Here is a 12,148-nt window from a genome sequence, read left to right as displayed (position 1 = left end):
AAGACCCGCGACATCACCGGTGGTCTGCCACGCGTTGCCGAATTGTTCGAAGCACGTATTCCGAAGGACAACGCAATCATTGCGAAGATTTCGGGCCGCGTTGAATTCGTCCGTGACTATAAGGCGAAGCGCAAGATCGCGATTGTTCCGGAAGAAGGCGATCGTATCGAGTATCTGATCCAGAAGTCGAAGGTACTTGATGTTCAGGAAGGCGATTTCGTCCGTAAGGGCGATAACCTGATTGCTGGTTCGCCGAACCCGCATGACATCCTTGAAGTTATGGGCATCGAAGCATTGGCTGAATATCTGGTTGCGGAAATTCAGGAAGTGTATCGTTTGCAGGGCGTGAAGATCAACGACAAGCACATCGAAACGATCGTTCGTCAGATGTTGCAAAAGGTTGAAATCACATTCGGTGGCGACACAACCTTGCTTCCCGGCGAACAGGTTGACCGCGAAGAAATGGACGCGATCAATGCGAAGCTGACCAAGGGTCAGGCGCCTGCAACCGGTAACCCGGTTCTGTTGGGCATCACCAAGGCTTCGTTGCAGACACGCTCGTTCATCTCGGCAGCATCCTTCCAAGAAACCACACGCGTCCTCACGCAGGCCGCTGTGGAAGGTAAGAAGGACATTCTGACCGGCCTGAAGGAAAACGTCATCGTTGGTCGCCTCATCCCTGCGGGTACGGGCTCTGCCATGAACCGCATGCGGATTGCCGCGACAAGCCGCGACGTTGCGCTTCGTGCAAGCTACAAGAAGCTGCAGGAAAGCCTGATTGCGCCAGAGACAGCGGCTGAAGAGCATGCTGCCGAACTGGCTCAGGGTGCTGAAGCCGCGATTGGTGACGATGTGTTGGCTAAGGTCATCGCAGATGACCTGACCACCACCGACGCCGCTATCGACGATGTCATTGACACGAGCGAAGAAGAATAAACTTCGCTTTTAAGACAAACAAAAAAACCCGCCGGACGCAATTCCGGCGGGTTTTTTGTTGGCTCGATCTGCCCCCAATAATGTGGATGTAGAGGCCTAAAATTTACACGACATCGAGAGTTGCAAGCTGCGCTTACGGCTCACAAACTGCCTATGGGCGCCCAATACATGTCCCTGCGTAGATGAAATGGTTACGTCGAAACCCCGCAATGTCGGTTTCCGGCGCATAACTTCTATCAGTTTAGCGGAAGAGCGGGGTTATTAACCGCCGCGCCGCTCATCCTCGATTTCATCGCGAATGTTTTTAGCTTTTTTGCAGCCATCTCTGTCGCCATCGGCGCAGCGCTTTTGAGCTTTTTTCAGCTGCCGGGAAAGTTTCCCTATCTTCTCTTCATTCTTGCGCATTTCGCGCCCGCGTTTTTCATCGGCTTCAGACTGGCTGGTCGTCAGGACGTCGGCGGTCTTGGACACGATCTTCACAGGTGCCCCAACAACATCCGTGACAACGCCTGTGACCACGGACGCCACGCACCCTTGCAACAAGATCATGGGCGCAATCGCCAATACCAAACGCACATTCCGTCCCAAAATATATCCTTCCAGAAACAATTTACTTGAGCAAATTCAATGCAATTGCGCGTACCTGCTCTGCCATATCTGGTCGTTGTAAAGCGAGTGCTAAATTTGCTTCAATATATCCCACTTTTGACCCGCAGTCATAGCGTTTGCCGTTAAATGTGACGGCATTAAACGGTTGCCGTCCGATCATCTGCGCCATGGCGTCAGTTAGCTGGATTTCTCCACCTGCGCCTTTTTCCTGTCCTTCAAGTATGCGCATAACCTCCGGCTGAAGGATATAGCGCCCAGATACGATTAAGTTCGACGGCGCATCCTCAACCTTTGGCTTTTCAACTAAGCCCAACACTTCGGTCACAGCGCCATGCGCTGCGCCTGGCGCAATCACACCATAGCTGGAAACATCATTGCGTGGCACCTCAAGCACGCTGATAATGTTCCCGCCAATCTGGTGATACGCATCAACCATCTGCTTCATACAACCCGGCGATCCGTGCATAAACTCGTCGGGTAGGAAAATGGCAAAGGGTTCATCGCCGATGATATCACGCGCACACCAGATGGCGTGGCCAAGCCCCAGGGGCTCTTGCTGCCGAACATATACACAATTGCCCGGACTAAGCCGCGTGTTCGCCAAAACCGAAACGTCTTTCCCGCGCGACGTCATGGTATGCTCAAGCTCAAACGCGATGTCGAAATGATCCTCAATGACGCTTTTGCCGCGACCGGTGACGAAAATCATCTGCTCTATGCCGGCCTCACGCGCTTCATTCACCGCATATTGAATGAGCGGGCTGTCGACAATCGGCAGCATTTCTTTTGGAATAGCTTTGGTCGCAGGCAGGAAACGGGTTCCCAATCCAGCAACAGGAAAAACGGCTTTACGAACAGGTTTATGTGTCATGATATCTGCTTAACGTCCGACGCAATAAAGTCTATGCAGAGTTGGCTATCCGCGCGGCAAATCCCTTTTTCAGTTTCGCCAATTTTGGCGGAATGACTGCCAGGCAATAAGGATTGCGCTGTCCCTCGCCATCCCAATATTCTTGGTGATAATCCTCTGCCGGATACCAAGTGGCGGATCCTTCGATTGTCGTCACAATAGGTGCGGGCCAATCGCCAGCGGCCTTTTCTATGCCTGCTTCGGCCTGTGCGCGCTGTTCATCGGACAGGGGAAATATGGCCGAACGATATTGGGTCCCAATGTCATTACCCTGCCGATTGAGTTGCGTCGGATCATGCGTGGCAAAGAATATTTCGAGCAAATCGGCATAGCTGATAACGTCCGCATCAAAGGCGATGCGGATTGCCTCGGCATGACCGGTATTTCCGCCGCACACGTCTTTATAGGTCGGATCGACGGTATGTCCGCCAATATAGCCGCTCACTACGCCGCTCACGCCGTTCAGTTGGCCAAAGACGGCTTCGGTGCACCAGAAACAACCTCCGGCAAAAATGGCTTCTTCTTGCGGCATAATCTATCCTTAAACTTGGGCAGCATCTGCGGCCTTCGCCGCATCCCCGCGCACCACCAGTAGGTACATCGCCGGTGTAACAATACGTGATAGGAAAGTGGACGAAATCAACCCCCCAATCAACACGATTGCCAAGGGTCCATAAAGGCTACCACCGAATAAGGCGAGTGGCATAAGGCCGCCAATGGCGGTCACGGACGTCAGCAAAACGGGAAGGAAGCGCACTTCGCCAGCTTTCTCAATCGCTTCACGCAAGCCAAGGCCGCGCTGGCGCAACTGCGTGGTGAAATCGACCAACAATATGGAGTTTTTAATCTCGATCCCGACCAGCGCAATAAATCCAATAATTGCAAGGAAGGACAGATTATTGCCCGTGACCAGCAATGCGATAAGGCCGCCAAAGGTGCCCAAAGGAATAACCCCAGCGACAACCAAAGCTTCCTTAAATCGGCCAAATTCCGCTACCAAAATCGCGAATATGCTAAACAAGGCCACCACTACGACTGGGCCGAAGCCCGCGAAGGTATCATTGATTTTCTCAGCTTCACCGCCGACCGCAATGGAATAGCCCGGTTTGAGAGGTATCTGCTCCATACGTTTTTGCGCATCCACATTCACCTTGGACACGACAGCATCATTGGTGATTTGGGCTGTGACGCCAACATAGCGCTGTAGATTATATCGATAAATGGCGGCAGGCGTGGACTCCAGGGTCGGGTTTGAAATCTCTGCCAATTGCACCGCTTGACCGCTGCGGTTCGACACGTAGATCGATTCCAGTGCCGAAACCGGCTGCGTCTCTGCAAGCGGCAAGCGGACGATAACGGGGTAGCTGTCCCCTTCTGTGTCACGATAGGTACCGGCGCGCTCGCCACTGAGCGCAAGCCTTATCGCTCGCCGCGCGGCACCCGCAGGTACATCTAACAACGCCGCTTTGGCATCATCAACGCGTACGTCCAAATCGACCTTATCGAACGCAACAGGGTTGTTAATGTCTCTCGTGCCGGGGGTTTCGCGCAAAACTTGCTCCATTTGGCCGGCAAGGCGTTTCAACTCGTCCTGATCGGGACCATAAACGCGAAATTCGACAGGGGCGTTGATGGGCGCGCCATTCTGAAACAGCACCAGCTTGATACGCGCGCCAGATATCTGGTCCAATTGTGCGCGTAACCTGTCCACCATCGCCCGCGATTTAGCGCCTTGCCAATTGTCCATGATGGCAAGGATTTCTCCATAGGTTGGGTTTTCTCCGCGCTGAAATACATTGTAGAAAACTGGCGGATTGTAGCTACCGACATTTTCTGCACGCACTTTGATCGCAGGTTCGGTTTTCAAGATCGCAGACACTTGGGCGACAATGCGGCCCGTTTCAGCAACGCTCGCGCCCTGCTCGGCCTCGACCGTAACGCGGAAATAAGATGTATCGGCATTTGGAAACAGGCTGAACCCAAGTACCGGCACAAGCGCGAATGCAGCAGTTGTAACAATCAAAGCCCCCCATACGGAGCGGCGAGGCCGATCCAGCGCCCAATGGAGCATCGGGTGATAAAAACGGTCAATCTTGCGCATCAACCATTGCAATAACGGACTACCCTCCTCCGACTCATCGCGTTTCAAAATTCGGCTCGCCAGAAACGGTACGATGGTCAGCGATACAATCATCGACGCCGTGATCGTCGCGACAATGGTCCCAATGAAGCTTTGCGTGAATTTGCCTGCACCTTCGGGCAAAAAGAATAAGGGCAAAAATGCGAACACCAATACGCCGGTCGACCCCAACACTGCCATTGTAATCTCTTTGGTGCCGTCGATCGCCGCTTCGCTTCGGCTTTTCCCCATACGTAAATGCCGGGCGATATTTTCGACCACAACAATCGAGTCATCAACTAATAATCCCAATGTCAGGATGAAGCCCGCAACCACCAGCTGGCTTAGATTGAAACCATAAGCCGATATGGCGAGCAAACCCGATGCAATTGAGAGCGGGATAGAAATCATTACGATAATCGATGCCCGCCACCCCAAAGGCAGCAAAGTGATCAGCACGAGAAACAGTGCAATTGCAAAGTCGCGCGCAAGCTCGTTCAAGCGTTTCCGAATATCCTTGCTTTGGTCAAACTGGACGACAGCCTCTATGTCGGGCGGCAACAACTCCTGTTGTCTTGTAAGCTCTTCGACCAACTGGTTCCGCAATTTGGTCGCATCGGTACCCTGTTTCTGATTGGCGCTAATGAAGACAGCACGCTTGCCGTTGTGGCTGACCTTCGTGCGCTGTTCCGCCGCACTAATTTTCACATCGGCGACATCTCCGACACGGATTATCGACCCATCGTTGGTCCGGATTGGAAGATTGCGAATTTTATCAATATCGCGAAACGCACCGCCTGTTTCCACATTGAATCTGCGTGCGCCGCTGATGACGGCACCAGCAGGCACATCCGCGCCGCCAACACGGATCGCATCGACCACAACACTGGCGGGCAAACGCAATTCGGCTAACCTGCCCGAATTGATTGCAACGCTGATTTCCGTTTGTGGCAGTCCGTAAATTTCTGCCTGACGGACTTCCTTATACCGCCCCAAAGCCTCGCTGACATCGCGGGCATATTTCTCCATCCGGTACCAGCTCGCACTATCGCTTAGCAGTGCTATTTGGAGAATGGACGCATTTGTCGTTCGGATTTTTTCGAACTGCAGCGCCTGAATATCTGACGGAAGCTGGTTACGGATGGCCGTAACTTCGCGCACAGTGTCGTTGAAATATTGATCCGGATCGCCAGACCAATCAAACTCTGCCCGAATGACCGCATTACCGTCACTGCTAGAAGATACGACACTTTGGACGTCCTCAAGACCCTGAACCAATTCTTCAATCGGCTTGGTAATGGTTTGCTCAATCTCCGCCGCATCGGCGCCAGGTTGCGATGCCACAATTGACACGACAGGCATCGAAAAATGCGGGTCAACCGCCCGCGGAACTTGTTGAAATGCAGAAAAGCCCAACGCGCAGAGCAGCGTAAATAGCACAAGCGTAAGCTGCCATCTTCGAATTGCCAACTCCGCGATATGCATGGACTAACGCAATCCCTTAACGATACGAACAGCTGACCCGGTGCGCAGTTTTTCCAAACCGGACGTCACGATCTTGTCACCCGGTCGTATGCCGCCCGATACAAGCACAAATTTGTCGGTGACCCGCTGTATAATGACATTGCGGATTTCTACGCGGTTCTTGGTGTCTACGACATAGACAAGGCCTTCACCGGTGCGCACGCCGAACAAAGCACTTGCCGGAATTTGCAATTGATCGCCCATCTCCGACGCTGGCAAGGTGATGGTCGCTGTTCCGATTTGCCCCGACCGCAATGTCGATAGGTTGGGAAGCCGGAACTGCACGGAAAACGCGCCCGTTCCCGCATTAGCACGACCGTCAATTTCCGATATCGTCGCTGTCAGTGGTGCTTCACCTGCGGATTCAATCGAAATATCTGCGGTCATGCCCACGCGTAATTTCGAAGCGTCGCGGTCAACTATGGGAACGCGGAAGACAAAGCCGTCATCAGCCTCACCCAATATAAGCGCGGGCGTTCCGGCAGCGATGACTTGCCCCGCCTGCACATTACGCATCAGCACCACGCCGCTGGATGGGGCATAAAGCTGCGCGGTGTTGCTAGCAAAACCGGCCTGCCGCACGCGTGCCTCTGCACCCTTTAATGTCGCTTCAGCCGACTCAAACCGCGCTTTGGTTATCCAACCATCGGCGTAAAGCGCGCGGACACGGTCAAACTCCGCCCGAACGCGATCACGCTCGGCAGTCGCGACACTCATATCCGCGCCTACATTTGTCGTATCGAGCGCAGCCAACAACGCGCCGCGTTTTACAACGTCACCTTCTTCAAAACGTACCACAGCGACCTTGCCTGCGGTTGTAAAACCTAAAGGCGTTTCGCGGCGATAGCGTACCGTGCCAACGGCATTGATTTCCCGTTGCAGGCTCTGTGCGCTTACGGTGAATATCTCGACGGGTAAGGCAGACTTAGGCGCGACCTTGCTCTCACTTGCACTGTCGCTGCAGCCAGCAAGCGCAATGAGCAACGATAGGCCGGTCAGAAATTTTGAAGATACTGGCAAACGGCCCTCCCCTGCGCGGTTCCACTGCACCTGATAGTTGAATAATCCACAGGATGAAATAGCGTTTTAATATGCAACTTATTTTACAGTTTGATTGGTTCAAAAATCGGTGGTGCCGACACAGCAATCCCCATCAAGCAGCTGCTCTCGATAGCCGGTCATTAATAGCAATGCCTATGCCCTCATCCGGAATGGGCGCGACGGCAATTGCACGGGCCAAACTGGCATCCGCGTTATGAAGCGCCTCAAACAAATGTGCGGCGGCCTGCGCCAAATCGCCCGTTGCCGACAGATTGTCGTCGCCCGAAATTGCACCAAAACCAATAAGATATTCGCCCTTTTCTGGGACCGTGACGTTCAGGCGGACGGGCTTGGATGGCGCATAATGGCTAGCCATTTGCCCCGGTGCCTCAATTGACGCAGTGGGTAAGGACAATGGCGGGCATCCGAGCGTCTGCTCAATTTCCCGGGAAGTGACTGGCCCCGGACGTAACACCTGCCAACCGTCATCGCGCACAGCAACAATCGTCGATTCCAAACCTGCCGAGCAAGGCCCCCCGTCTAAAATCATCGGTACAGCCCCGCCAAGCCCTTTTAAGACATGATCCGCCCGCGTCGGGCTGATTGCCCCACTCCGGTTTGCAGAGGGCGCAGCGAGGCTTAAATCGCTTTTTAGGAGCAATGCCTGCATCACCGGATGGTTCGGGCAGCGAATGGCTATGGTGGGCAGACCCGCCGTTACCGCGCGGGCGACAGGAGCGCCCTGTTTTAGCGGCAAAACCAGCGTCAACGGCCCCGGCCAGAACGCCTCCGCCAGTGCCTGCGCAGTAGCGTTGAACAGGCCAAGCTTTTCTGCGGCTTTCCGATCACGAACATGTACGATAAGGGGATTAAAATCCGGTCGCCCCTTTGCCGCATAAATATGCGCAACCGCTTCTGCATTTTGCGCGTCTGCCGCAAGGCCGTATACCGTCTCTGTGGGAATCGCTACAATCTGTCCGGCGTGAAGCAGCTGCGCCGCCGCCGCAATCGAAGCATCATCAGCGGGTACAACCCAGCCATTCCCCAAGGTATTTGAGCCAAACATCATTAACGGCTATAGGCGGATGCAGACCCGCTTTAACAGGAATATTTATTCAACATGGCGTTTTCAGCACCCGTCGCAGAACAGAACTTTGTCCTCAAGCATATCGTCGGCATTGATGCATTGGCGCAGCATGCGCGTTTCGCCGATGCGACGCCCGATATGGCACAGGCCATAATCGAGGGCATTGGCGCCTTTGCCGAAGGGGAATTTGCCCCGCTTAATCGGATTGGCGACACCGTTGGTGCGCGGCTTGTGAATGGCAAAGTGGTGATGCCCGAGGGTTTTGTCGCGGCGTATAAATCTTATGTGGCCAATGGCTGGGGTTCGATCAACGCGCCTGCGGAATTTGGCGGTCAAGGTTTGCCTTTCTCACTGGCGACAGTCGCGCTGGATTCGCTTGGCGGGGCGAATATGGCCTTTGCGCTTTGCCCCATTTTGTCGGTGGGCGCGATTGAAGCGATCAACCATCATGGCACCGACCGGCAGAAAGAATTGTTTCTGCCGAAGCTTTCAACGGGCGCCTATTCAGGCACAATGAACCTGACCGAACCGCAGGCCGGTTCCGACGTCGGCGCACTAAAGTCCACCGCCACCCCCCGCGGCGATGGCACATACCAGATCAAAGGTACGAAAATTTACATCAGCTTTGGCGACCATGACATGGCAGAAAACATTGTCCATTTGGTCCTCGCCCGCACCCCCGATGGCCCTGCCGGGACAAAGGGCATTTCGCTGTTTCTGGTGCCCAAATATCAAGTTCATGCAGATGGCAGCATCGGCAACGCTAATGATATCAAGGTCGTATCGATCGAACATAAGATGGGTATTAACGCCTCGCCCACCTGCGTCTTGGCCTTTGGCGAAGAAGGCGAATGTATTGGCGAACTCATTGGCCCTGAATTTGGCGGCATGCGGGCGATGTTCACGATGATGAATAACGCGCGGCTTAATGTCGGCCTGCAAGGTGTACAAATTGCCGAGGCCGCCACGCAAAAGGCAATCTGGTTCGCACGCGAGCGGGTGCAATCGGCCAAAGCAAGCGGACCATCGCGCGCGCCTGTCGCGATTGTCGAACATCCTGATGTACGCCGCATGTTGATGCGGATGAAAGCAGGCACGCAGGCAATCCGCGCCTTATTGTATCTCGCCTCCGGCTATGTGGATCGCGCCACAATTGGTGAGGCAGGCGCGAAAGAGATGGTCGATTTGTTGACGCCGCTGGCCAAAACCTACGGCACCGACATGGGTAGCGAAATTGCTTCGCTTGGCATTCAAGTGCATGGCGGCATGGGCTTTGTCGAGGAAACAGGGGCCGCCCAATATTATCGCGATATTCGCATTGCAGCGATTTACGAAGGCACCAATGGTATTCAGGCGGCAGACTTGGTTGGCCGCAAGCTGGCGATGCAAGGCGGCGATTTCATTCGCAATCATCTTGCCGCCATTGCTGCGGACGCGGCGGATCATTCCGGCCTGTCTACGCTGTGCGCGGCAACCGCTGAAGTGACCGAATATATGCTGGATGCGCAGGTTGATGATCGTTTGGCAGGCAGCTACGCCTATACCAATATGATGGCGGTAGTCACATCAGGTTGGTTGATGTTGAAGCAACTGCGCGCCGCGCAAGCCGAGATCGCCAATGGTGACACCAGTGCATTTTTGCGCAGTAAGGTCGCGGCCTGCCGTTATTATCTGGACGTCATGGTACCAGAGGCTTTGGCCTATAAAGGGACCGCAATATCGGGATCAGAATTACTCTACACCCTTGATGCGGAGGAGATGGCTGCTTGAACGAGCAGACGCTCAAACGGATCGCCGAAGCGCTGGAGCGGCTGTCACCGCTACCAGCGCCGCCAATCGATCTGTCGTCGTCGCCCGCTTATCATTGGAACAGTGCGACCTTGGCAGCGGTGCAAGGTTTCAAACCACTGCCCATTGACCTGATCGTCGGGGTCGACCGGCAAAAGGCCGATCTGTACGAAAATTGCCGGCGACACGCCTCGGGTGCAGCGGCGCATGATGTCCTGTTATGGGGCGCACGCGGCATGGGGAAATCTGCCTTGGTCAAATCTGTGGTGGCCGCCCTGCAGGAAGATGGTTTCTTCATTGCTTTGGTCGAAGCGGCCTCAAGTCATTTGACCAGCCTGCCAGCCTTGTTTGAGGAGCTTGGGGCGTCAGGTCGGCGTTATCTATTGTTCATCGACGATATCTCGTTCGAGCCGCACGACCAAAATGCGCGCCTGTTGCGGTCATTGCTAGAGGGAGGGGTCGAGGCGCGTCCGAACAATGTCCGGCTTTGCGTTACCTCAAACCGCCGGAACATCGTTGAGCGCGACAATAATGAGCAGGCAGACGCCATGAACGCGCGCGATGCAATCGACGATAGTCTTGCCTTGGCCGACCGATTTGGCCTGAAATTGGGCTTTCAATATCCTGATCAGGATGCGTATTTGCGCATGGTCAGCAGCTATGCCAGCCATTTCGACTTGGACTGGGACGAAGCCGACGCGCTGGGTTTTGCCCAAGGACGCGGCGGTCGTTCAGGTCGGATTGCGTGGCATTATACCGTGGAGCTTGCTGGCCGCGCGGGACGGAAAATTTAGAGCAAGAACACTATTTCTTCGCCCGCACACGCCAAATGATGTTGCCGACGTCATCGCTGACCAACAAGGATCCATCCTTTGCCATCGCAAGCATCGTTGGGCGTCCTTGTGCATTACCGTCCTTGTCCAAAAAGCCTGTTAGGACATTGATGGGCTTGCCAGAGGGTTCGCCCTTGGCAAAGGGTACGAAGATCACATCATAGCCCGACACAGGCTTGCGGTTCCAAGAACCATGACGCGCAACAAACGCCCCTTCGCTTAGGCCTGCCCCCAATTTACCATTATAGCCAAAGGCAAGGCCCAGCGGCGCTGTATGCGCGCCCAAGGCGTAATCGGGACGGCGCTCATATTCACGCTTTGCGGGCTTTGGCGGTGAAACACGGGCGTCGGTAAACCCACCCCAATAATGTTGCGGCCAACCATAATCGGCGCCAAATTCCACAAGCGCCAGATAATCCGGCACCATATCGGAACCCAGCATGTCGCGTTCGTTCACGACAGTCCACAAACGACCCTTTTTGTCCCAATCAAGACCGACGGGATTGCGCATGCCAATGGCGTAAGGAATTTTCTTGTCCTTCGCGATGTCATATTCCAACACCATGGCACGACCATTTTCGGTCTCCATTCCATGCTCGCCAATGTTGCTATTTGAACCCACGGCGATGTAAATTTTCTTGCCATCTGGCGACGCCGCAAGGTTGCGCGTCCAATGATTATTAGGGGCCATGGCGTTGAACTTTGTCAGCTCCTTACCTTTGGCGGTGATTTTCGTATCGCCCTTTTTATATGGGAAAACGACCAAACCATCGGTGTTGGCGACATAGAGCTTCTCGCCAATCAAGACCATGCCGAACGGCGAATTCAGTCCTGTCAGAAATGGCGTTTTGAGTTCCGCCTTTCCATCACCATCGGCATCACGCAACAAGGTGATGCGGTTAGCCGAAGGGACACCGGCACCCGCCTTGCCCATCAGCCATTTCATCACGAAGCCTTCAACGCCGCCAAGGTCGCGCGGCGGCGAGTTTGTTTCGGCGACCAAAATGTCGCCATTGGGCAGCATATATAAATTACGGGGATGGTCGAGCCCTTCGGCAAAGCGTTCGACAATCAGGCCGGGCGCAGCAATGGGCGCCTCACCAGCTTGCCAGCGATCTACGTCCGCCACTTTTATGGTCGGGAAAATCTCCGGGCGGGGCGCGGTAATCTCAGGCGAAGCGCCGGTAACTGCATCAAGCGGAAGCTTAGCAACATCCGGCCGGGTGATGTACCAAATGCCAGCAAGCGCCAGAACAATGACGATCAAAACGATATTGCGCACATGCTTCCACATTTTACTC

At 54.4% G+C, this 12,148-nt stretch carries 9 protein-coding genes and 1 pseudogene; 3 read left to right on the top strand and 7 right to left on the bottom strand.

The features are described 5' to 3' along the window. Positions 1–936, top strand: a pseudogene (locus ACILP4_RS02255) (DNA-directed RNA polymerase subunit beta'); the annotation flags it as partial. 261 nt (positions 937–1,197) lie between these two features. Here ACILP4_RS02255 and ACILP4_RS02250 read toward each other — a convergent pair. The 6 genes from ACILP4_RS02250 to ACILP4_RS02225 all read right to left on the bottom strand — a co-directional run bounded on the left by ACILP4_RS02250 (position 1,198) and on the right by ACILP4_RS02225 (position 8,208). Beyond that, a complete protein-coding gene (locus tag ACILP4_RS02250; protein WP_395619127.1) occupies positions 1,198–1,416 on the bottom strand; it encodes a hypothetical protein in 219 nt (72 codons plus the stop codon). Positions 1,417–1,546: 130 nt separating this feature from the next. Continuing rightward, a complete protein-coding gene (galU, locus tag ACILP4_RS02245; RefSeq protein WP_395619126.1) occupies positions 1,547–2,416 on the bottom strand; it encodes a UTP--glucose-1-phosphate uridylyltransferase GalU in 870 nt (289 codons plus the stop codon). A 31-nt stretch (positions 2,417–2,447) separates the two neighbouring features. Beyond that, entirely contained in the window at positions 2,448–2,987 is a 540-nt protein-coding gene (gene msrA, locus ACILP4_RS02240) for a peptide-methionine (S)-S-oxide reductase MsrA (RefSeq protein ID WP_395619125.1), read from the bottom strand. 9 nt (positions 2,988–2,996) lie between these two features. Then, complete coding sequence (locus ACILP4_RS02235; RefSeq protein ID WP_395619124.1) at positions 2,997–6,059, bottom strand: efflux RND transporter permease subunit; 3,063 nt, start codon at positions 6,057–6,059, stop codon at positions 2,997–2,999. A gap of 3 nt (positions 6,060–6,062) precedes the next feature. Next, positions 6,063–7,118: an efflux RND transporter periplasmic adaptor subunit gene (locus ACILP4_RS02230; protein ID WP_395619123.1), complete on the bottom strand. Its 1,056-nt coding sequence runs from the start codon at positions 7,116–7,118 to the stop codon at positions 6,063–6,065. 133 nt (positions 7,119–7,251) lie between these two features. Continuing rightward, the gene (locus ACILP4_RS02225) at positions 7,252–8,208 is read right to left on the bottom strand and encodes an L-threonylcarbamoyladenylate synthase (RefSeq protein ID WP_395619122.1); all 957 of its coding nucleotides are present in this window, start codon (positions 8,206–8,208) and stop codon (positions 7,252–7,254) included. 51 nt (positions 8,209–8,259) lie between these two features. Here ACILP4_RS02225 and ACILP4_RS02220 point away from each other — a divergent pair, with 51 nt between their 5' ends. Both ACILP4_RS02220 and ACILP4_RS02215 read left to right on the top strand, forming a co-directional pair. After that, complete coding sequence (locus ACILP4_RS02220; protein WP_395619121.1) at positions 8,260–9,996, top strand: acyl-CoA dehydrogenase; 1,737 nt, start codon at positions 8,260–8,262, stop codon at positions 9,994–9,996. Further along, positions 9,993–10,808: an ATP-binding protein gene (locus ACILP4_RS02215; protein ID WP_395619120.1), complete on the top strand. Its 816-nt coding sequence runs from the start codon at positions 9,993–9,995 to the stop codon at positions 10,806–10,808. The genes ACILP4_RS02220 and ACILP4_RS02215 overlap by 4 nt, the downstream gene beginning before the upstream one ends. A gap of 10 nt (positions 10,809–10,818) precedes the next feature. Here the strand turns inward: ACILP4_RS02215 and ACILP4_RS02210 are convergent, their stop codons facing one another. After that, positions 10,819–12,141 (bottom strand): PQQ-dependent sugar dehydrogenase, encoded by a 1,323-nt coding sequence (locus ACILP4_RS02210; RefSeq protein ID WP_395619119.1) that lies wholly within the window; start codon positions 12,139–12,141, stop codon positions 10,819–10,821. Positions 12,142–12,148 lie beyond the last annotated feature (7 nt).

It is taken from the genome of Sphingorhabdus sp., assembly GCF_044239045.1.
Classification (GTDB): Bacteria; Pseudomonadota; Alphaproteobacteria; order Sphingomonadales; family Sphingomonadaceae; genus Sphingorhabdus_B.
This window is presented reverse-complemented; position numbering and strand designations above follow the sequence as displayed.